The sequence below is a fragment of the Wolbachia endosymbiont of Listronotus oregonensis genome (genome assembly GCF_031205055.1).
Classification (GTDB): Bacteria; Pseudomonadota; Alphaproteobacteria; order Rickettsiales; family Anaplasmataceae; genus Wolbachia.
Window position 1 is genome coordinate 416666 of sequence record NZ_CP102118.1, and the last position, 22891, is coordinate 439556.

Annotated in this window: 19 protein-coding genes, 1 tRNA gene and 1 pseudogene; 14 read left to right on the plus strand and 7 right to left on the minus strand. The window is 35.8% G+C overall.

From position 1 onward, the window contains the following. Positions 1–28 precede the first annotated feature (28 nt). The gene (locus tag NMD99_RS02135; protein WP_309166589.1) at positions 29–2701 is read left to right on the plus strand and encodes a hypothetical protein; all 2673 of its coding nucleotides are present in this window, start codon (positions 29–31) and stop codon (positions 2699–2701) included. Between the two features lie 274 nt (positions 2702–2975). Here NMD99_RS02135 and NMD99_RS02140 read toward each other — a convergent pair whose 3' ends face one another. Together NMD99_RS02140 and NMD99_RS02145 are read right to left on the minus strand one after the other, a co-directional pair. Further along, positions 2976–3407, minus strand: coding sequence for a hypothetical protein (locus tag NMD99_RS02140; protein WP_253309643.1), 432 nt, complete (start codon positions 3405–3407; stop codon positions 2976–2978). Between the two features lie 65 nt (positions 3408–3472). Then, positions 3473–3548, minus strand: a tRNA-His gene (locus tag NMD99_RS02145). A gap of 150 nt (positions 3549–3698) precedes the next feature. Here NMD99_RS02145 and murJ point away from each other — a divergent pair. From murJ to NMD99_RS02165, 4 genes are all read left to right on the plus strand, one after another. Further along, complete coding sequence (gene murJ, locus NMD99_RS02150) at positions 3699–5195, plus strand: murein biosynthesis integral membrane protein MurJ (RefSeq protein ID WP_309166592.1); 1497 nt, start codon at positions 3699–3701, stop codon at positions 5193–5195. Next, positions 5188–5460, plus strand: a complete 273-nt coding sequence (locus NMD99_RS02155; protein ID WP_309166594.1) for a hypothetical protein — start codon at positions 5188–5190, stop codon at positions 5458–5460. Before murJ ends, NMD99_RS02155 begins: the two co-directional genes overlap by 8 nt. Next, positions 5457–8009 carry an AsmA-like C-terminal region-containing protein gene (locus tag NMD99_RS02160; protein WP_265016771.1) on the plus strand — a complete coding sequence of 851 codons (2553 nt, stop codon included), beginning with the start codon at positions 5457–5459 and terminating at the stop codon, positions 8007–8009. Before NMD99_RS02155 ends, NMD99_RS02160 begins: the two co-directional genes overlap by 4 nt. Positions 8010–8106: 97 nt before the next feature. Then, positions 8107–8781 carry a hypothetical protein gene (locus NMD99_RS02165; protein ID WP_265044955.1) on the plus strand — a complete coding sequence of 225 codons (675 nt, stop codon included), beginning with the start codon at positions 8107–8109 and terminating at the stop codon, positions 8779–8781. Between the two features lie 302 nt (positions 8782–9083). Here NMD99_RS02165 and NMD99_RS02170 read toward each other — a convergent pair whose 3' ends face one another. From NMD99_RS02170 to NMD99_RS02180, 3 genes are all read right to left on the minus strand, one after another. Continuing rightward, on the minus strand, positions 9084–10268 hold the full coding sequence (locus NMD99_RS02170; RefSeq protein ID WP_264688245.1) for a phage portal protein: 1185 nt from the start codon (positions 10266–10268) through the stop codon (positions 9084–9086). 234 nt (positions 10269–10502) lie between these two features. Further along, positions 10503–10766 (minus strand): type II toxin-antitoxin system RelE family toxin, encoded by a 264-nt coding sequence (locus tag NMD99_RS02175; RefSeq protein ID WP_309166922.1) that lies wholly within the window; start codon positions 10764–10766, stop codon positions 10503–10505. Continuing rightward, a complete protein-coding gene (locus NMD99_RS02180; protein WP_010081986.1) occupies positions 10742–10975 on the minus strand; it encodes a DUF6290 family protein in 234 nt (77 codons plus the stop codon). Before NMD99_RS02180 ends, NMD99_RS02175 begins: the two co-directional genes overlap by 25 nt. A 275-nt stretch (positions 10976–11250) precedes the next feature. On the opposite strand from NMD99_RS02180, the gene lipB reads away from it, so the two are divergent. The 3 genes from lipB to NMD99_RS02195 all read left to right on the plus strand — a co-directional run bounded on the left by lipB (position 11251) and on the right by NMD99_RS02195 (position 13457). Next, the gene (gene lipB, locus NMD99_RS02185) at positions 11251–11868 is read left to right on the plus strand and encodes a lipoyl(octanoyl) transferase LipB (protein ID WP_253309637.1); all 618 of its coding nucleotides are present in this window, start codon (positions 11251–11253) and stop codon (positions 11866–11868) included. After that, positions 11868–12845 (plus strand): LD-carboxypeptidase, encoded by a 978-nt coding sequence (locus tag NMD99_RS02190; RefSeq protein ID WP_253309636.1) that lies wholly within the window; start codon positions 11868–11870, stop codon positions 12843–12845. Before lipB ends, NMD99_RS02190 begins: the two co-directional genes overlap by 1 nt. Before the next feature lie 393 nt (positions 12846–13238). After that, positions 13239–13457: a hypothetical protein gene (locus tag NMD99_RS02195; RefSeq protein WP_309166603.1), complete on the plus strand. Its 219-nt coding sequence runs from the start codon at positions 13239–13241 to the stop codon at positions 13455–13457. An 89-nt stretch (positions 13458–13546) separates the two neighbouring features. Here NMD99_RS02195 and NMD99_RS02200 read toward each other — a convergent pair whose 3' ends face one another. After that, positions 13547–14794 (minus strand): IscS subfamily cysteine desulfurase, encoded by a 1248-nt coding sequence (locus NMD99_RS02200; RefSeq protein WP_253309635.1) that lies wholly within the window; start codon positions 14792–14794, stop codon positions 13547–13549. A gap of 107 nt (positions 14795–14901) precedes the next feature. Here NMD99_RS02200 and NMD99_RS02205 point away from each other — a divergent pair, with 107 nt between their 5' ends. Together NMD99_RS02205 and NMD99_RS02210 are read left to right on the plus strand one after the other, a co-directional pair. Next, a complete protein-coding gene (locus NMD99_RS02205) occupies positions 14902–15180 on the plus strand; it encodes a hypothetical protein (protein ID WP_309166604.1) in 279 nt (92 codons plus the stop codon). A 70-nt stretch (positions 15181–15250) separates the two neighbouring features. Further along, a pseudogene (locus tag NMD99_RS02210) lies at positions 15251–16264 on the plus strand (IS110 family RNA-guided transposase). 485 nt (positions 16265–16749) lie between these two features. Here NMD99_RS02210 and NMD99_RS02215 read toward each other — a convergent pair. Next, positions 16750–16875 (minus strand): hypothetical protein, encoded by a 126-nt coding sequence (locus NMD99_RS02215; protein ID WP_309166606.1) that lies wholly within the window; start codon positions 16873–16875, stop codon positions 16750–16752. An 816-nt stretch (positions 16876–17691) separates the two neighbouring features. On the opposite strand from NMD99_RS02215, the gene dnaE reads away from it, so the two are divergent. The 4 genes from dnaE to rplI are packed head-to-tail and all read left to right on the plus strand — an operon-like array spanning position 17692 to position 22791. After that, positions 17692–21132, plus strand: a complete 3441-nt coding sequence (gene dnaE / locus NMD99_RS02220) for a DNA polymerase III subunit alpha (RefSeq protein WP_265016792.1) — start codon at positions 17692–17694, stop codon at positions 21130–21132. Positions 21133–21180: 48 nt separating this feature from the next. Continuing rightward, positions 21181–21963, plus strand: coding sequence for a 30S ribosomal protein S6 (gene rpsF / locus NMD99_RS02225; protein ID WP_265016769.1), 783 nt, complete (start codon positions 21181–21183; stop codon positions 21961–21963). Next, a complete protein-coding gene (gene rpsR / locus NMD99_RS02230) occupies positions 21963–22238 on the plus strand; it encodes a 30S ribosomal protein S18 (RefSeq protein WP_064125330.1) in 276 nt (91 codons plus the stop codon). The genes rpsF and rpsR overlap by 1 nt, the downstream gene beginning before the upstream one ends. A gap of 7 nt (positions 22239–22245) precedes the next feature. Further along, complete coding sequence (gene rplI / locus NMD99_RS02235) at positions 22246–22791, plus strand: 50S ribosomal protein L9 (protein ID WP_264735518.1); 546 nt, start codon at positions 22246–22248, stop codon at positions 22789–22791. Positions 22792–22891: the final 100 nt, after the last annotated feature.

Here is a 22891-nt window from a genome sequence, read left to right on the forward strand (position 1 = left end):
AAGGCAGAGGGTTATTAGTGAGGGGTATATGAATACTAACAATATACAACAAAAACACATTTATAATGAGCGCGTTCAAGAATTTTTTCCTTTATTTGATGAAATAAAAAAGGAAGACGACCTAATTTATAATGTTAGAGTTGATTTTAACACAGTAAAGTTTTTAACAGAACACGCCGACTGGAATTGGGACGAAGATGAAAACAAAAATAAAGCATGTGGAGTTATTCTTCAGGAATGCAACAAGACAGCTAGAAAAGAGCTTGAAGATAAAGCTAAAGAAGAGTTGAATAAATATATTACTAGTGCTAATAACATTAATGATGATGTTGAAGATAAAAAAGTTTCAATATACGGTAATCATGCCAGTATTACACTGGAGGATAACAAGAAAGAGTTCAAAATCAGCGAATTTTTAAACAGTGATTTTTGTCAGAAGAATGGAATCTCGGGATTTTCAACGTTGCATAGTGATGGAAAGAGCGGAATGCATGGTTTTGTTGCCGAGGAAGGAGGGAAAAAAATAAGACATTATGTCGTAACCGATGGTTCATATGAGATGACTCTGAAATGGTATGCGAAAGGGGAAGAATGCAAGATCAAAATTAAGATTGATGCTAACGGTGTAGACCTTGTTAAAGGTGATGATTTTTCTCTAGAACGGTTAGAAGCGAATCAAGATGTAAAAATAGGTGGTTTATTCTTGCATGAAATAAAATTCAGGGAAAAAGGAAAAGTGAATGAGGTGCAACATGACGGAAAAGACAATCAAGCCCTTAACAAATCATCTGAAATCGCAATAAAAAGTAACAGTAGAGATATTGAGCAAGAGGTCAAAAAACCTGTTCAAAAACACCAAGCTACTCATATGAATCGAGAAATTGGGTCTCAGACCCCTTCGCTGCCACCACTTAGAACTACACCTGAAAAAGATGTTTTCAATGAGCAAGGGAGTGGAAGCCAAAAACCAGATAGAAGTGAGCAAACACCTAATAATCAGCAAAAAGGTGCAACTTCTGATCCTTCGGACAGTTCTACTTTCACCAAGTCTGTAAGCCACAATCAAGATAATAGGCAAAAAGATGAACGGTATGACAATCCTACATTTGGACATGCTGTACCTGGAAGCCAAAAACCAGATAGAAGTGAGCAAACACCTAATAATCAGCAACAACCTAAAACCCAGCAACAAGAAGGAAATAGCAAAGGCGATCTATTACAAGACATCAGAAATTTCAAGAGAAACAGCTTACGGCGCACTGGTGTTGTTGATGGTAGCGGAGCATCAATGGAAGGAGGCAGGAAAAATGAATCAACGTCTTCTATATTAGAAACATTAAAGGACAAAGTTCCTTACTTGCCTTATTCAAATATACATGAACATGACAGTGATAACCGTGGTGCCAGTGATGCTGAGTGGGAAGAAAGTAAACAGCCACTTTCTGTTCCAAAACCCAATAGCAAAAGTGACTCGGGCTATTCACCTCAAATTCATGCTCAACCTCAAGTAGATCCTGAGCAGCCAAAGAGGAGCTTAGAGAACATTGAACAAAGTGACCAAACTCCACCTGAAAATCTTCTTAAAGAAATCAGAGATAGATCACAGCAAGATAATAGAGGATTAAGGCAAGTTGATCCTACTGATAAACTGTCACAAGATAAAGAAGATGGGTTGCTAAAAGACAGTTCAACAGATGTAAAAACAAACGATTCGGGCTATTCACCTCAAATTCATGCTCAACCTCAAGTAGATCCTGAGCAGCCAAAGAGGAGCTTAGAGAACATTGAACAAAGTGACCAAACTCCACCTGAAAATCTTCTTAAAGAAATCAGAGATAGATCACAGCAAGATAATAGAGGATTAAGGCAAGTTGATCCTACTGATAAACTGTCACAAGATAAAGAAGATGGGTTGCTAAAAGACAGTTCAACAGATGTAAAAACAAACGATTCGGGCTATTCACCTCAAATTCATGCTCAACCTCAAGTAGATCCTGAGCAGCCAAAGAGGAGCTTAGAGAACATTGAACAAAGTGACCAAACTCCACCTGAAAATCTTCTTAAAGAAATCAGAGATAGATCACAGCAAGATAATAGAGGATTAAGGCAAGTTGATCCTACTGATAAACTGTCACAAGATAAAGAAGATGGGTTGCTAAAAGACAGTTCAACAGATGCAAAAACAAACGATTCGGGCTATTCATCTCCAACTCATGCCAATCATGGACAATCTCAAGTAAATCCTGGACAGTTAAAAGCGAGCCTAATGAATGTTGAACAAAGAGATGACACTCTACTTACGGAATTTATCAGTAAGTTGGATAAAGAAACTCAGAAGTTCCCACTAAAACCGGTGGATCAAAAAGGAATTAGTGAACAAACCAAAGAACATTTATTAGCAGCAGGATTGTTAAAAGACAGTTCAACAGACATAAAAACAGTGGCAGAACAAGAAAACAATGACACTAATTCAATTGTAGATAAAAATAGTAATCTATATAAATTACTAGAGAAAGATGAAGCACAACTGAAAATTGGAGTAATAGAAGAAGAAAGAAAAGATACTTTAACGGAACACACTGATAGTTATGATCGCAATAGAATTGCATTAGGTAACAGAAATAAAAGGCCACTGGATTGGACTAAACGTATTGCTGAGTCACAACAAGAAAAAGATACCAATAAAGGTATTTCAATATAAATTGAGGTTAGGGAATGTTCAAAAAAGCATACGCGTCAAGTTAAGGCCCAATATAGCACCATTCTGATACAATGTTGAACATTTCTTTTTGCATTTTGAATTCTATGGTATTTTGTTTAACATTGAAGCAAGAGTCCAGGCACTGCCTTTGTGTTTGAGGCAAAACCGGCTATAACACTTAACACACTGCCTTTGCAAACAAATGTTCGTACAGCTATATGCTACACACTAGAATAACAGAAAGCAGAAACCTTACTTAATTGGTTTAAAGTGATTAGCACCCCTTCCCTTTTGAAGAAAAACACTCAACTATAGGAGAAATAATATATTCATTCACTTTTTTAGCAGCAAATGATGTAGCTATGATTGCAAATATCCCTGCAATTGGCGCTATGGCTCCTATTGCCGCACCTGTTAAAGCTGCAGAGCCCATTCCAAGCATTGCACCAGGAAAAATAGCAGTTGCGGCTGCAGCAAGGCCAACTCCAATTGCAGCGCTTGCAACGCATAAAACGGCCATATTGAAAAGATCTTTCTTGGAGCATTCTCCTTCGCATATATCACATGCAGTCAATAATATTACAGGAACGTCAGCAATAATTCCACCTATAACCAAAGGTGACAAAGCTGTGAAACTCAATCCCAAACCTGTAAGTGCACCTATTACTGATGCTACACCTAAAAGTATTAAATCTCCTTTATCCATACAACCTCCCTAATTAATTGATATATTACCATTTGTTCATATTTCTGTAAAGCAGAAAATTTTAGTGGGGCGAGCGACCAGGATCGAACTGGCGACATTCAGTACCACAAACTGACGCTCTACCAACTGAGCTACGCCCGCCAAGATATAAAATATCTAACATACGAGCGCAAATAGTCAATTGATTATTTAACTCTCCTTTTGTAGAGGGTTTTAAGTTTAGCCAATAAATATTTTCATTGATACTTTTACTATTATAGTTAATTGTATTGATACTAATGAAGTAGTGGTATGTTTAAAAGTATTTTCACATTTAGTTTTTTTACGGCTATTTCAAGGATCTCAGGGTTAATAAGAGATGTATTGATTGCTACGGTTATTGGTGCAAACTCTCTTGCAGACATATTTTTTTCTTCGTTTCGTTTTGCCAATCTATTTCGCGCATTTTTTGCAGAGGGAGCATTTACCACGTCCTTTATACCGTTATATTCAATAGAATCACACGATGATAAAAAGGCATTTAATTTTGCAAGTAGTGTAATATCCATTACGTTTATTATCTTAGTAATTTTTTGCCTTATCATGCAAACTTTCTCCCCTTATATGATTCAAATTTTTGCTCCTGGATTTGACCAAAGTAAGTTTACCCTTACTGTTACTTTATCAAGAATTATGATGCCCTACATAATCTTTGTTTCAATTGTATCACTTATTGGTGGAATGCTGCAAGTAAAGCAGCATTTTGCTTCAACAGCTATTGCACCAATCGTTTTGAATCTCTGTTTAATCATCAGTTTGTTTGTGCCTTACATAAAAACTCCAGCGCACAACCTTTCTATAGCTGTCCTTATAGGAGGAATTTTCCAGCTACTTTTGATACTATTTAGTGCATACAAGTTAAAGGCAGCTTTTTCTTTTAGCCTTGAATTAAGCAATGAAGTAAGGTTGTTTTTTAAGCGTGTGATACCTGCAATTATCAACAATTGTGTAACTCAAATAAGTGTATGGATTGACACAATCATGGCGAGTTTTATACCAAATGCGGTGTCCTATATATATTATGCCGATAGACTAAATCAACTACCGCAGGGAATAATCGGTACTGCAATCGGTACAGTGCTTCTTCCTTTAATTTCAAAACAGGTAAATAATACTGAAAATATAGTCAAAATACAGAACAAGGCTCTCAACATAGGATTAATGTTAATTATGCCAACAACTGCTGCCTTTATTATTATTCCCGACATAATTTTACTTACGCTTTTTTCTTACGGCCGGTTTGATCATTATGCAGTGCAGCAAACTGCTCCCACGTTAATAGCATTTTCTCTTTCTTTACCTGCATTTATTATAAATAAAGTATTGCTACCCACGTTTTTTGCTAAAGGCAATCTAAAAATACCAACTATGTTCTCACTAATGTGCCTTGGAATTAATGTAGTGCTAAACCTTTTGTTAATGAACGAGTATCAGCACACGGGGATTGCTATCGCTACTTCCGTTTCCACTTGGATAAACTCCATTCTATTAATTAGTTATTTAACAATAAATAAAATATATAAGGTTAGCCAAGCGTTATTGTTAAATATCATGAAAATTTTTGTAGCAACGGTAGTCATGTCAATAGCCCTTTATATTTTTAATTCTTTGTTGGCAGGATTATTTTTTGATAAAATATTGGCTCGTATTGTTTATTTAACGACTTTAATAGCTTTGAGTGTTATTGTTTATTTTGGTATTCTCTATTTAATGTTTAGAGGAAATTTGAATAATTTGAAATATGTATAAACTAGATCTTTTGCTAAAGGAACAGCAAACGGTGTCATCCCAGTGCTTGACACTGGGATCCAGATATAAAAATATTTGCAAATTATGCAATAGACAACAGATTCTAGGAGTATACGCTGAAATAATGCCCATGATGAAAATAAGATGGATCCCAGTGTCAAGCACTGGGATGACAGGAGTGGGTGCTGGGATGACAAAGATAGACATTGAGATGACAAAGGTAGGAAATAGAGTAACTCCATTGCAATTAAGAGGCATATTATGAAGCTCTCAATATACGCCATATTATCAATCTCGCTGCTATTAATTCTCATGCACGTTGCTGCAACTTTTAAGGATTGGAGTGGCTACAGGAAATATATCATAAAAGAGTTGGAGAGAACGTATGATGCTAAAGTGCATATTGGAGGGAAAGTTGAAGTTTCACTCATTACTCCAAAGCTCACTATTCATAATGTATATATACAATACAACGAAAATAAAGAGCAAAAGCTATCAGATTTAATTAGTGTAAGAAAAATTGAAATAAGGCCATCGTTCCTATCGTTGCTTTTATTCTCGTTGCAACCAAAGTCAATCACATTGTTTGGCATGAAAAGCAATAAAGAAAATTTAATTAATATTATAAATACAAAAGCCAGTGGTAACACAGTCGATATAGTAATAAAAGACAGCCAAGTAAGTTTTAAGAATGATTTCGCTAATTATAGCAGCATTGTTAATATAAAGGAAGTTGCTGTAAAAAAAAATAGGCAATTCTCCGGTAAAGTAAAGGTAGGTGATAATAATTACGATTTTTCAGGAAAGGTTGATATTACAAAAAAGAATGTACACATTAGTGTTGAATCAAATTTTGTAAATTTGCTATTTACAGGTAATAGAAATCAAGAAGAACTCCAGGGTAATTTAACATTAACAATTAATAACAGTTCCGGTTCTGTGGGTGATTTAGCAAAAATCATTAATCTTAGCTTTCTCTCTTGTGTTATTCCTAGCGAAAATATCAAGATATCATCCAATATAAGTCTTAATGAAAGTGAGTTTACGGCAACTGACTTAAAAATTGATTCCAAAAGCATGCAAGCCAGCGGTACAATACAAAATGATAGAAAAAGCGATCACACTAATTTCAATATTAGCTTCAGTAAAGTTGACTTAGATTCCATACAAGACAATTCACAAAAAACAACGAATATAAAAGACCTTCTGGAATGTTTTAGAGCAGTTGTGCCAAAGAACTTGAGCTTAAATTTTAATATGGAAGCTTCTAACATTCAATATCAAAACAAAATATTGGACAATTTCCGTGCTGTACTAAAATCCACTGATGGCAAAGTAAAAGTTAATACGCTTCTTAAATTTCCTGGAATCAATAATATATCTTACTTATCAGGAGAGATCTCAAACAATAATGTCCTATCTGAATTCAACGGTGATTTGTTAGTAGAAGGAAATGATTTTGAGTCATTCATTTCATGTTTTTTTCCTTCTATAAAGATGAAAGAAAACCAGAAAAATCAATTTACACTAAGTTCTAAACTGCACCTTGCACCAAGAATATTATCTATCTCAGACATTAGACTGCTAAATAATAAGGAATCCTTGCAAGGGTCAATTAGAGTAAGCCACACAAAAAAACGCAGTGTGGTTGATGGTAAATTTAGCATGCATAATCTTGATGCAGATAAATATGATCATTCATTATTTAGCAGTTTATCTAAAATGCAACGGCTGAAAAATTTTCAGTATGATGCAAATATAAAGGCCAGTGTTAATAACCTTACATTGAATGATACGAAAATTAAAAATTTGGATTTTTTGCTGAAAATGGAAAAAGGTAAGCTAGTTGCAGATAAAATAAAACTATCTGGAGAAGATTTCGATATTACCGGTAATGCAAAAATATTAGTAGATCAAAAATACGCCAAACCTTTATTAGATGTGAACCTTACGGGCAATAAATTTAATGGAAATATCTTTAAATTACCAAATTTAGTAGAGGTAAAAAGAAATTCAAGAAATGAGATAGATCAAATTCAATGGTCAACAAAGCAGCTTGATTTTTTGGATGACAAAGAAGGCTTTGATGCAAATGTGCAAATCAATACTGCAGAATTTAAAACCGAGCAGAATGTTTTGAAAGATTTTAATTTGGATGCGGTAATGAGAAACAACGTTATCACTATCAGGCAGGCAAGTTACGTATTAGAACACGGGCAAGTGTTTTTTCAGGGTTATTTAAGATCAGACTCAATGAATACAAGATTTTCTATTGTAAATTTGGACACTAAAAAGATTGGTAAGGTTATAGGAATTGACAATGTAAATGGTCAGATAAGCTTAAGTGGTGCAATCAAAACTCAAGGAAAAAGTTTTCATGATTGGGCTAATAGCTTATCAGGAGATGTAAACTTACAAGCGCAGGGAATAGAAGTTACTAATGTAGATTTCAATTCATTTATCGCTAATTTGTTAAGCAGTAAGAATAAGTCTGAAATTTCCACATTTGCTTATGTTGATATATATAATGGCAGTACATTTTTTGAAAATATTAGCGGAAAAGCAAGTATTAAGAGTGGTATATGTTCAACTAGTTTACAATTCGGGATTGATCAAGCATCAGGGTCGATCTCTTCTAATTTAACCTTATCTAACTTCGCTTTAGCTTCTATATTCAGGTTCTTTTTCATACCACCAAACTATAGTAATCCAATCTATATCGATATGCATTTGGATGGCCCTATTTGGCGTCCTAAGATGAGTTTTGATGTAGACCAAATCTTCATCGCTCTGGTTGGCAAGAGGAATAGTTAATTTACTAACATCTGTTTATAAGAGTCATATGTGCTTGACACCTGGTTAATATTAGGTTAATATATTGATATGAGCGTTAAGTTGTAGGTAAAAAAAAATGTTTAGTATGTTTTCGAATCTTTTTGGCAAAAATTCTAATAATTCAAGTGTTATTGGAAGTGATGTAGAAGTTAGCCCTATAAAAGAAACAGTGACTCCTGTAGATATTGATGAGGGTTTTGAAGAGATTGATCTTGCAGAAATTGATGAGAAAGAATTTTTTGAATGTGCAGCAACACAAGAAGAACTAAATTCGTTGCTTGAATCTGAATCACAAGGTAAAACTATTTCTTATGCCCTTAAGCCATTGCTTTATACTGCAAAATATGGAGCTAAAGCGCTATCAGCAACAACGGTAGTTGTATCGTACGCCTTAAATGGGGCTTCATATGGTATAGCTGGTATATCTTATATTCCTCATGGTGCATCAAAAGTGCTTAAAAAATGCAAAGGAGAAGATAAAAACACAGTAGGGTATAAAATTACCACTTCTTCTCAGAACTTACTAGATTTTACGTCAGGTGCTATATATACTGTGTCATATGTACCATATGGTGCTGGAGTAGTTTTAAATGGAGTGTCTGGTATAGCGAATCAATTAGATTCCTCTTTATCTCCTAAAAAAATAGAGCAGATCTGCACTAAATCAGATTTGTTTGTAGACAACTTATCCAGTAAATTAAAGGGAATAAAAATAGAGAATTTTTCACAAGCTCTAGCGGTAGCTTGTTAGGCGTGTACGGTTTAGGAGACAATAAACTCATCTGAACGGATATCTTCAAGCATATCTGTTCAATGGTGCGGTAGAAAATGGTTGCGCAGACAAAGTTGCTATAGCTAGTGCAACCCTACGTCACACCGCCGCGGCGCTAACATGTAGCAGAATGACGAACCCTCGGTAAACCCAAAACTATAGGATAAAATAGACTAAATATGGTGTAATTTGGCTGATTTTTTTAATATTTTACAAAGTACAAAGCAAAAACTTAAACTCTTTTAAGTTGTCTTTTAGCCGCACAACTGAACGGATCAAACTTAACCTAACTCATCACCACCTGGCAGTGGTGGCAAGCCAAATGCTTCCCTTTTTTCATTGAGTGTCATAAAGCTTGCGTTTTCTACGTATTTCCACAACTTTTGCCTCTTTTCCATGAGAATTTCTATTGCATCTTTGTCGTACGACAAGCACAGATCCTCGCCAAATTTTGGTGTTAGCCAAGAATTCAGGTGACAGATAATATTTTCTAGCGTTGGTAAAACCGTCTGTTCCCAGAGGGATAAGCGTGCTTCGACTAAATTGCTATAAGTGTTATCACCTGGTATGCCAAGCAACTGCGGTGGGACGCCAAAAGCCAGGGCAATATCACGAGCTGAACTGTGTTTGGACTCAATAAAATCCATATCCCTTGGTGATAAGCTCATTTCCTTCCACTCCAAGCCTCCTTCAAGCAATATCGGTCTTCCAGCATTGACAGAACCTGAATAATGATCATTTATTTGCTCTTTTAAGCGTTGGTACTGCTCTTGACTTAAACTTCCACCACTCCCGTCCTTCGCTGATTTCACAACTATTGCACCACTTGGTCTTGCCCCATTTTGCAACATCGCTTGATTCCAAGCACCCGCCTGATTATGCTGATCTATACTGTATGCAGCTGCCTCAATTGGTGATAATCCATACCAATCATTCAAAGGGTTAAAGGTCTTTAGGTGCAACACTGCTGAACGTCCGGTTAGTTTATCAACTTTAAAGTCATAACCGTTGTTATTTATGGTATAACGATAGATATAAGGAACGTTATTTCTCCCTGGAACAATTTCAACCCTATCAGGGCGCAGAAGATAAAGCTCTGTTGGTGGTTTTCTATTGTTCTGCGACTCAACCATCAATATATAAGAATTGCCGTTAACTAACCGATAAGTTACAATCCCCTCAATAAATTCCGATTTTGATGTCATTGGATTAGGAGAATAAAGTAATTTCAGTAATGGATGGGCTTTTAGTTGCGATTTTCCCTGTTCAGTAAGCTGGCAGAGAGTAAAAGGTACCGAAGATGCAGCACTTGCAATCATATTAATTGCTCGAAAGGCAATAACATTTTTTATGTAACCTTCCTCAGCAAAACTTACATAATCACGCTTACTCCAACTTGGTTCCATCATTAGCTGCAAAGCAGAATATTCACTGCTTTTCTTTCTTTGAAAAATGTTGAAATTCATATGTGCCTCCTAAAAAATTGAATTTGTGGTAGAATTATATCAATTGGTGTCACAGGAAGGATATACTAACGTACGAACATTATGTTTGAGAGCAATCTCTACACAGTAGTTAAATGGCAGGCACAATAAGGGGTAGCAAAAAGAATGAGCTTTTTTTTGAGCTGAGCGAAGCCACCTAAGGTAGAAAATGAATCAGGAAGGAGTAAAAATATATTTAATGTTTATATGATGTACTTACTTATAAATATCTTTTCTGTGTCCTATCTCTGTGATAACCACTTCATATTTTATAATATTTACGGAATAGATAACGCGATAATCACCTACCCTTAATCTTCTTTGTCCTTTAAATCTGTAATATAATGGCTCACCAAGGTTAATGGGATCAATTGTAAGGCGCTTATTTATCGCATTTATGATCCTTAATCTTATTGTTTTTGGAAGAGCTGGAAGGTCTTTCTCAAGAACGCTTTCTATGAAGATAATATTGTATTCCAGTCTACATCCTCACTTCTAATTTTCTTTACACCTGAAACATTACGTTTAGCAGCACGCTCAATTAGTATTTTATCTTCCTCATTTTCAATTGCTTCTTGTATTAGCTTCTCTGTTAGTTCTTTAATGGACTTATTTCTTATTTTAGCTAGTCCAGCAAGACACTCTGAAATTTCGTTGTTGAAAGTTATGCTAAATTTTGAGTTTGCCATATATTTTACCTAAAATCTACTAATAATTATACAACATTTTTCTGAATTTTTCAATAAAAAAAGTTGCCTATACGTAAAGAGGACCTGTGTTGACAAACAATTAAACATTTGTCATGTACTATGTTTGTTAAGGAGAAATAGCACAGAAGTTAGTATTAAGTATATTAGGAATAAGAAAGGCTGCGCTCAGTGTCACACACTGGAATGACAAGAAGAGGGCACTTGGATGACAGGAAAAGAATGCATTGCTATACTAAAAAGAAAAGAAATTGAACATGACAGAATGGCTAATATCTAATCAGCTTATTGATTATAACTGTGCCGTAAAATCTATGGAAGAAAAAATTCAACAAATTTACAATAATTCAGCAGACGAATTGGTATGGCTACTCCAGCACCCTCCACTTTATACTGCAGGAATCAGTGCAACAGATGATGATATTGTTGAAAAACTATTTCCTATATATAAAACAGGAAGGGGTGGTAAACACACATATCATGGTCCAGGACAGCGCATCATATATTTAATGTTAAACCTTAAAAAAAGAAATAAATGTGACATAAAGCTATATATTAGAGACCTAAGTAAGTGGATAATAAATGTTTTAAAGCAATTTAATATACTTGGAGAATTTAAAGAGGATAGAATAGGTGTTTGGGTGAATAACAATGGAGTAGAAAAAAAAATTGCAGCTTTTGGTATTCGCTTAAGAAAATGGGTAACTTATCATGGCATAGCGCTTAACGTCTTTCCAGATCTCTCTCACTATAAGGGTATTATTCCTTGTGGACTGCAAGGTTATGGCGTCACATCAATGGAAGAACTAGGAGTGAAAGTTCCACTCTCTGAATTGGATGATATACTAAAAAAAGAGTTTTATAAGATATTTTAATGATCATTTACCTTTTATATTTTATTTTCACTTTATGTGCTAACACAGGTATTCATGCAATCGACCGAGTTGATATTATTGCTCCTTCTTCCAAGGGAAAAGAATCAGATCTGACTACTATAAAAGAATATGTAGAAGCTTCGGATTTTAATCCCCATATTTCGGAAAAAATATATAGTAATGACAATCCATTTTATTCCAACTCTGATGAATTCAGAGCAAATGATTTGGTTAGTGCACTAACTAATGATAGTAAAATAATTTGGTGTATCAGAGGAGGAGAAGGGGCTTCTCGGTTAATTCCCTATCTAGAAAAGTTACCCAATGATAAAAAAGAAAGGATTGCTCAAAACAAAAAAATCCTCATAGGCTATAGCGATATAACTGCCTTGCACATCTATCTACAAGCTAAATATGATTGGCAAACTCTTCACGGCACCATGTTGGAAATGATAGTAAATAGCTCCGTTTCTGAAAGCTCTGTTGAAAAATTGAAAGAGTTAATTCTTAACAAGCGGGATTCTATCAGATTTGATAACCTAAAGATGATAAACAATGGCATTAGACTAAAAGATGGCAGATTAGAGTCTAAAGTCATCGGTGGTAATATGACTTTAGTTGAAAATAGTATAGGAACCGCTTGGCAAATAAATGCGAAAGGTAAAATTCTATTTTTAGAGGACATAAGAGTTTACCCATACGCAATAGAGCGCAGTTTAGATCACCTAAAACAAGCTCACATTTTTGATGGAGTGCATGCAGTAATCTTTGGGGATTTCGTTAACTGTTATAATGATAATCTTGTTGAAGTTGTAAAAGAAAGGCTTGCAAAAAGTGTTAACTTTCCTGTATTTACAATGAAAGGGGTAGGCCATGGACATACAAATGACCCTTTACCTCTTAACACTCACGCTATTATTAGCGTTCAAGACGAAAAAGAAGGTTTGTTTTTTATGGATGTGCAGAATGTTAGCTAATCTTATAGCTAATGCGAGCTCTACGTCATGCCGCCACGGTATCTCTTAGCCGCTAACACGTACTTAACCGTCATACCGCGATTCATTCGCGGTATCTCTAGATCCCGCTAACACGTACTTAACCGTCATACTGCCGCGGCGCTAACAACTGTACGAACGTTGTAGTTTGGGCCACCAGTGGGGTGTCATCCATAAGTGTTGAAAGTGCTATAAGTGGCATTATATAAGGTGGTTAACGGCATAAATTTCAATGGTAATAAAATAAATTAAAAAAGCGCCTTTTTGCCTGTGGTTAGAAGGTTTAAGCGAATTTTCGACGTGGTTTATCTGCTTTCCCAACAACGAAGGTTGATATCAAGAGGAGATTTACATACCATTAATCACCTTGTGTGATTGCACTTTCAACACTTATGGGTGTCATCCCAGTGCCCAGACACTGGGATCCAGCTTCTATGCAACTTAATTAAAAACGTTTGTTTTAGCGTAAGACAACTACCTTTAGCTCATCAGCTCAGTTATAAGCAAAATTTCTGGATCCCAGTGTCTGGGCACTGGGATGACACCATTTGCTGTGCAATTTACCTTCAAAAACGAATGTTCATACAGCTATGAGTGAGATCAAAGAATTGCAGAATTAAGTGTGAATGGTTACAGAGTAATTTCAAAGTGCATTTGCAGTTGGACTGGCTGAATGGATATACTTAATGAAAGTCCCATTTCACGGTGTTCAAATCTACTCCTTCTTGTACCATCTCCCAAAGTGGGCTCATTTCTCTCAGTCGGCCAATATTTTTAGCAACAAGATCTGCTGCGTACAAAACTTCTTCTTTAGTTGTAAATCGGCCTAGGCCAAATCTAATTGATGAATGCTCAAGGTCGTGGCCATTATTTAGCGACCGTATGACATAGGAAGGCTCAAGAGACGCAGACGTGCACGCAGAACCAGAACTTACTGCTAAATCCTTGATTGCCATGATGAGAGACTCACCCTCAACATAGGGAAAGCTCAAGTTTAGGTTGCCAGGAATTCTATTTTCATAATCACCATTTAAAACGATATCAGGAAATGCTTCTTTTATCTTATTGTACAAAATATCTCTCAGTCCTTCCAATTTGCTTGCTTCTGTTTCCATTTCTTCTTTAGCGATACGTGCCGCTTCACCAAAACCAACTGCAAGAGGTGTTGGAACTGTTCCAGAACGCATACCTCTTTCTTGTCCACCACCACTAATCAATGGTATCAGCCTAACACGAGGATTCTTTCTACGGACATATAATGCGCCTATTCCCATAGGTCCATAAATTTTGTGGCTAGAGAGACTCATAAGATCAATGCACATCTCATTAACATCAATTGGAACTTTTCCAAAGCTTTGAGCTGCATCTGTATGGAAAAATATATTATGCTTTCTGCATATTTTACCAATCTCCTTTACAGGCTGAATTACTCCGATTTCATTATTTACCATCATCACTGAAACCAGGATTGTTTTATCAGTAATTGCTTCCTCAAGCTTTGATAAATCTATAATTCCGTTTTGCTTAACAGGCAAATATGTAACTTTAAAGCCTTCATTTTCCAGATGCCGACAAGAATCCAGAACACACTTATGCTCCGTGCAGACAGTTATTATATGATTTCCTTTATTTTTGTAAAAGTGAGCAATGCCCTTGATTGCTGTATTATTTGACTCAGTTGCACCTGAGGTAAAGATAATTTCTTTGCTATCTGCGTTCACCAGATCAGCGATGTGTTTCCTTGCTTTTTCCACTGCTTCTTCAGCAGTCCAACCAAATGAATGGCTGCGAGAGTGTGCATTACTGAACTCACCAAAATAAGGTATCATTACCTCCAAAACACGGGGATCCACTTTAGTAGTAGATTGATAATCAAGAAATATTGGTAATTTTATTTTAGTATCATGTATTTTCTTACTTTCAACATTCATAAAGCTACCACAGGGACAAAATTTACAACTATTTAATAGCACTAAAACTTAATTTTTTCAAGGTATAATCTTGCATCAACAAACATTGTCACCAAAGGGATGTGTGTATGACGCTGGTTCACTCTGTGATGGTGTCATTCCAGCGCCCCTATGATGTCATCCGAGTAGCTCCTTTTGTCATCCGAGTAGCTGACACTGGTTCACTCTATAATAGTATCATCCGAGTAGCCCCTTCTTGTATCTTGAAAAAAGCATCTAGTGTTTTAAGCTTAAACATTAGATGGAGAAGGGAAAATTTTGTCAATAATCTTAGATATAAAATCTGTGGTAAAGTCAAGAATCCCTCCTCAAAAGTAGAGGCTGGACGGTATCGTAGAAAGACCTAAATGGTTCTAATTCTGTATTCACAAGGTTAGCCTTACTTTTCATTTTTAATGGTAACGTATGGGGTTATATATGATCAACAACTTTTTGGGCATAGATATATCAAAAGATCGCTTTGATGTTTTTCTCTCATTTATAAGCAAAAAAGGAAAGCGTGAAACTAGAAAAGAAGCTTTAAGAACGATGGTTTCAAAGTCTACTGAATTTTCTACACAAACATAATGTAGAAAAAGTAAAAACCTGCATGGAATCTACTGGTTGTTATAGCGAAGCACTGGCTGAATTTCTACACAATGCTGGACATTTTGTAAGTGTTGTAAATCCTTATTGCATAAAATCTTATGCAAGGAGTAAGCTGATACGACAAAAGAATGATCAGACCGATGCAGAAGTTATTGCTGATTATTGCCAAAGACAGGAACCTTCTAGTTGGACACCACCTTCTCCTGAAATGAAAAAATTAAAACATCTTTATCGTTGCTCAGTTGCGTTAAAAGATGAGTTAACATTAGTAAATAACCACTTAGAAAAAAAGAGAGACTGCCTAAAGAAGTTGCAAATGCTTGGGAAGACCTTGCAATGAATATAGCTCAAAAAATAGAAACAATAAAAAACTCCGTACGTGAACTATTAAATCAACACAAAGAATTGTTGGAAAATTTTCAACTTCTATTGACTATTCCAGGCATAGGAGAAGAATCAGCAATAGCTATTTTAGCTGAAGTTTCTGATATAGAGGTTTTTAGAGATGCCAGGCAATTGGCAGCATATACAGGAGTTATACCACGAAATATGACGTCAGGTTCCTCTGTATATGCCAAACCCAGATTAAGTAAATCCGGTTCACAAACATTACGTAAGGCACTTTTCTTTCCTGCCATAGTAGCTAAGAATCACAATCCTATCATTATGAGCTTTTGCCAAAGATTAAAGGAAAAGGGTAAGCATAATATGGCCATCGTTGGTGCTGCAATGCGTAAGCTACTCCATATCATTTTCGGTATTCTGACATCCAAAAGTGCTTTTGATCCTAACCATATCAAAAACTACAGGGCTAGGAGGTTGACTGAAGGTTTAGTACTTTAAAATCAAAAATGCTTCCTATCTATCTTATGTAAAGTGGTATCTTACACAAATTTATTGAATGTTGTTGGTTAGTGGATATGTTGATAAGTAAATTAGTTTTATACGCACAAAACAGATGAAGTTTACTTATCAACATATCCACTAACTATAATCTGTGTACTGTTACACAATTGGAAGTATTTTTTGATTTTATGATGCAACTTGGGAAATTTTTATAATTTTTTTGTTGACTAACAAGACGGTATCTCCTGTCATTCTAGTGCTCCTTTTTTGTCATCCGAGTAGCCCCTTTTTTGTCATCCGAGTAGCCCCTCTTCTGTCATCCGAGTAGCTGACACTGGGATCTCATTTTACTCTATAATGGCAGTGCTCCTTTCTCGTCATCCCAGTGCCCAGACTACTTGGATCCAGGAAACTTAACTCTACACCAAGTAAATGTACAATAAGAACTAGATTCCAGACTGGAATGACACCCTACTTAACCGTCATACCGCCGCGGTATCTCTTAGCATAGATCCCGCTAACAAGCAGCGGGATGACGAAGTTATTGTCATGCCACCGCGAACCGTCATACCGCCGCGGTATCTCCTTAGCATAGATCCCGCTAACAAGCAGCGGGATGACGAATTACTTAACCATTATACCGCCGCGGTATCTCTAGATCCCGCTAACACCTTACTATTACCCACAAATATAAATGTTTGTTGCATAGCTCTTAATGGCATAACTTTTGCTTGAAATAACTGTTTATATGGTGCAATTTACAGCTTTTAGTTGCTAAAATTATAACTCTTAATTTAATAATTTTAATCCAATAAGCTTTCAGGTTAATAAAATTAAATTATTTGAGTAAATACAATACCATGTCTTTATTTGTGGGTAATAGTAAGCGCTAACACGTAGCGGGATGACGAGATGCCACCGCGAACCGTCATACCGCGATTCATTCGCGGTATCTCTTAGCCGCTAATACGTAGCGGGATGACGGTTGTCGGTAGGCCTAAATTACTTTAGCCATAAATATTTAAGAAATTTACCAAACGAAAAAAAAGGCAAAAGAAGCCCCGAGTAGCGAGTTTTGACTCTATATTACTGTAAGTGGCGCTGTAATAATGTGCTGACGCTTAGTTTAAGCGCGATTTGGCTGAATGTAGAAAAAATAAAAAAGACATGCAGCCGCTATAATTTTATCTAATCCGCCAATAAATACCCTGAGTTTTTTACTGAATTTTTGTTGTTGAACCTGCGCAGATCAAAAACAAGTTTTGAGTCATAAATACCCTTATTATCATAATAAGGGGGCTGGCGGAGTTTGTCAAGGAAGTTTTTGTATTTTAATTTTAGAATTTTATAGGCTTTTGTTTTCATGAAATTATGTTCTCATGGGTAAATTAATGTTATCCTTTTTTGTTGATCTAAAGTTTTTTATGTTCATACACTTACGTGTTCATAGTGTTTATTCGCTGCTTGAAAGCTCGGTTAAAATTGAGGAGCTGATAGGCCTTTGTTTGCGAAATAAAATGCCAGCGGTTGCAATTACTGATTCAGGCAACTTGTTTGGCTCGCTCGAATTTTCAGAATATGCAGCAAGTAGGGGAATACAGCTAATAATAGGATGCAATATTATAGTTAAACATTCAGAACAAAATTTACCTATATTATTGCTTGCAAAAAATGAGCAAGGGTACACTAATTTAGTCACTTTGGTGAGTGAGTCTTTTAAAAAGCGCAAGAATAACAGCGATATTCCTTACGTTGATTTTGATGAGCTATTGAATTTAAGTATGGGTCTGATCGCTTTAACCGGTGGATGTTTGGCTCAACTATTGTTGGGGCAAGATAAAGAAACGGTTGAAAAACTGCTTTCAGCATTCGATGGTCATTTATATGTTGAATTGCAGCGTCATGGGCTGAATAAAGAGCTAGAGCTTGAAGAAGCTTTAATAGATTTTGCTTATCAGCGCAATGTACCACTGGTTGCAACGAACGATGTGTTTTTTCCAAATAGGTCTGATTATGAGGCTTATGACATATTAACGTGCATATCGGAGGGGAGTTATGCCCTGGAGAATAACAGAAAGAAGTTAACTACCGAGCATTACTTCAAATCTGTGGCAGAAATGGAGGAGCTGTTTAGCGACATTCCCGAAGCAATTCATAACACTTTAGTGATAGCTAAGCGGTGCTCTTACATGCCAAGAAGCAGGCAGCCTATCTTGCCTAAATTTCCTTGTCGAGAAAATAAAACTGAGAATGAAGAACTGAGGGAGCAGGCAGTTGCAGGATTGAAGCTGCGTATTGCAAAATCCTCTTCTGTCACCAGAACACCCTCCACTGTCATCCCAGTACTTGATACTGGGATCCAGAGAGATTCCAGCGTCACGCGCTGGAATGACACCAAACCAGATGATGACACACAACATGATATCGATTTCAAGCAATACTACGACAGGTTAGATTATGAACTAAGCGTAATAACTTCGATGAACTACGCTGGCTACTTTTTGATAGTTTCTGATTTCATTCGTTGGAGCAAAGCAAATGGCATTCCAGTTGGTCCAGGAAGAGGCTCTGGTGCTGGATCAATTGTTGCTTGGAGCTTACAGATTACAGACCTTGATCCAATAAAGTTTGGCCTAATATTTGAAAGGTTTTTAAATCCCGATCGTGTATCAATGCCTGACTTTGATATCGATTTCTGCCAAGAGAAAAGGGACCTGGTTATTGATTATGTTCAGAAAAAGTACGGTTATGTTGCTCAAATAATCACTTTTGGAAAATTGCAAGCAAGGGCAGTATTGCGTGATGTTGGTAGAGTATTGCAAATGCCTTACTCTCAAGTGGATAAAATATCTAAAATGGTTCCATTTAATCCAGTAAATCCTGTAACTTTATCGCAAGCGATAGAGCTTGATCAAAACCTGCAGAAAGAACGGGATAGTGATGAGGTAATTGCAAAGCTTCTTGATATATCACTAAAGCTTGAAGGAATATATCGTCACGTTTCAACTCATGCTGCTGGAATTGTAATATGTGATCAAAAGTTGGAAAATTTTGTTCCTGTGTACTACGATCCAAATTCGGCTCTGCCAATCACTCAATACAGCATGAAATATGTGGAGAAAGCTGGGTTAATAAAATTTGATTTTCTTGGACTTGGTACGCTAACACTAATAGATCATGTATGTCGTTTAATTAATCGTGATGAAAAAAAGATCGATATTTCTTCAGTTCCTTTGAATGATCAAAAAACCTATGAGATGCTCTCTAGCGGTGATTCAATTGGAGTGTTCCAGCTTGAAAGTTCGGGAATGAGAGAAGCTTTAATCAAATTAAAGCCAGATTGCATTGAAGATATTATCGCTTTAATTTCCCTTTATCGTCCAGGACCTATGGATAACATTCCAACTTATGTTGCAAGAAAGCATGGACTTGAAAAGCCAGATTATATTCATCCGTTACTTGAAGGAGTGTTAAAAGAAACATTTGGGGTAATAATCTACCAGGAGCAGGTGATGGAAATAGCCCGTATTCTTTCCGGGTATAGCTTAGCGGAAGCAGATCTGCTGAGACGTGCCATGGGTAAGAAAATTAAGGAAGAGATGGATAAACAACGTGAACTTTTCATCCAAGGGGCAACGAAGAATGGCGTTGATTATGACAGGGCAAGTTATATCTTTGACCTTGTTGCAAAATTTGCTGGTTATGGATTTAATAAATCTCACGCAGCTGCATATGCGGTTATATCTTATCAAACGGCTTACCTTAAAGCTAATTATCCATTAGAATTTTTTACAGCACTAATGAATCTAAATATTGATGATAGAGATAAACTGAATTTATTTTATCATGCAGCAAAGTTTAGTGGCGTTACCGTTCTTCCACCTGATATAAACAAGTCTCAAGCTGAATTCTCAATAGAGGGTGAGTGCATACGTTATGGTATTGCTGCCTTGAGGAATGTTGGTTTTTCTATAGCAGAAGGAATAGTGAACACACGTTCAAGCGCTTATAAGGACATATGGGAATTCATTCAAAATTCAGGTCATATAATAAATAAGAGAGCGCTAGAAAGCCTAATTAAATCCGGGGCATTCGATAGCGTGCATAAGAACAGAAAGCAGCTATATGAGTCAATGGACATGCTGATTTACTTTGCAAATAAAAACAAACAGGATAGGGAATCAAGTCAAGCTGCTTTGTTTGGTAGTCTTGATGTCCTCAAACCGAAATTTGAGAATGTGGAAGATTTTGATGAAGAGGAAAAATTAGAGCATGAGTTATTTTCACTAGGATTTTATTTAACTAATCATCCACTTGAAAAATTTAGAATTCTTCTGGAAAAGTTAAATATTGGGTTTATCGGAGAAAATAGAACAGCAAAAACTGCTGGGGTAATATTAAATGCACGTATGAGAACTTCAGAGCGTGGAAGGTTTGTTATACTCACACTTTCTGATCCCCATAACGTTTCTGAAATAGCATTTTATAATAATGAAATAATAGAAGAAAAAAGAGATTTATTTTCACCAGGAACATTTGTGATAATTGATCTTGAAGCTTCGGAAAATACGACAAGATTAGCAGGCAAGGATATATCTGAGTTTACAAAAAGAATCGCTTCTACAATAAAGGAATTAGTTCTCACCACTGAGTGCACGGATTCGCAAAAAGCCGCTATGGAATTAAATGCAATATTGAAAGATAAAGGCAGAACCAAAATAATGCTAAAACTTCTTCTCGAAAAACATAAAGTGAGCATCTTATTACCAGGTGCATACTCAATTGCTCCTCAAGTTATTTATGAAATATCTAACTTAAGCTGGATTAAAGGCGTAGAAATTAATACAAATAACTTGCTTATATAAAAAAGCTTTATATAATGAAATATTTAATCGGTATTAAAGGAAGATATAGTGAATCTTTATGAATTTACTTTTATAGCACAACAAGGATTATTACAGCAAGAAGTAGAGGAGATGGTCCAAGAGCTAGCTGTTTCATTGAAAAATATTAAAGCAGATGTTATTTTCCAGAAGATCAAGAGTCTTATGGAAAGGCAAAATAGTACGCTTACAAAACAAGAGTTAGAAACGCGTGCTGAAGACATTAAAGAAGGTCTAGTTGCTTACTCTGATTTCTTGGAAGATCTTACAAAAATTTTATGGGTTGAATTGGAAGAAGATCTTTCAAATTTGAAAGAAGTGAAGTCAAAAATCGATAAAGAGTTGAAAGATGACCTAAAAGATTTAGGAATAACGCAAGATTTTATAAAATTTCTAGGAGGCAGTGAGCAAATTACTAAAAGTGCGTTTATCCATAATGCAGTAAATGCTTTGAAGAGAAATATTTCAGAACATCTAATAAAGATTTTTCAAGATATTTTGAAAGATTTTAGAATAAACGGTCCAACTCAATCGAGCAAAGCATTGGAGATGCTTTTGGAAAACATTGAAGCATCGGGATTAATCAAGTATGAACATTGGGGTCTTTTGGATTTTGCATATCCAATAAATAAGATGAAGAGCGGTCATTATTGTATAATGTGCATAAGTTCTACTGCAAACATTCTGGATGAATTTGTGCGTAGAATGAAACTTAATGAGAACGTTATTCGCCACTTGTCTGTGCAGGTTGATAAATTTTTTGAAGGTAAATCTTATATGATGAATAAACAAATTGAGGAGCAAAACGCATAATGATGAAAAGACGAAATAGTTTTAATAATTCTTACGTATCTGTAAATAATAGGACTGGCTTTAGGCGTTCTAAAGTTTGCCCTCTTGCTACGTCTAAAGATGAAGACATAGATTATAAGAATACAGATTTATTATCCAAGTTTACCTCTGACTATGGTAGGATATTACCTAGAAGGTTAACAGGCGTATGTGCAAAAAAACAAAGGAAGTTACGCTTAGCGATCATAAGGGCACGTTTTTTGGCTCTTGTTCCTTACTGTACTAAAAAAGTTTAGGTAATTTATGTTGATAATTTTAAAGGAAAATATAAGGACTTTAGGTAAGCTTGGTGAAGTTGTCAAAGTTAAACCAGGTTATGCACGTAATTTTCTTTTTCCACAAAGAAAAGCGGTGAAAGCTACCAAGGAAAATTTAACAAAGCTAGAGGAGCAACGTTTATTACTGGAAGAAGAGAATATAAAAAGATTAAATGTAGCAAAAGAGCTTGCATTGTCACTACATGATAAGTTTGTGGTATTGATAAAGCAAGCTTCAGAGGATGGTAAAATTTTTGGTTCTGTAACAACACGTGAAATTGCGAAAGTTTTACTACAAGAAGGACATGCGATAGATCATCGTAGTTTATCTTTTGGTGGAATAAGCATCAAAAACTTGGGTGAATACCAAGTAAACGTAGAATTACATAGTGAAGTAGTAGTACCAATTACTATATACGTCGTGAAATCCGAAACAGATGCGCATGAATTAAGGCAAGTAAAGTTGCAAAATCAGAAGTCTGAGCAACAAGAAGGTGAAGCAGTGGAGCAAGAAGATACAAATAACAAATAGCAGTGAATAAAATATATCAACTATTCCTGTCATTCCAGTGCCTTTTTTTTCTGTCATCCCAGTGCGTGACACTGGGATCTAGCATGTTCAAAGATAAGAC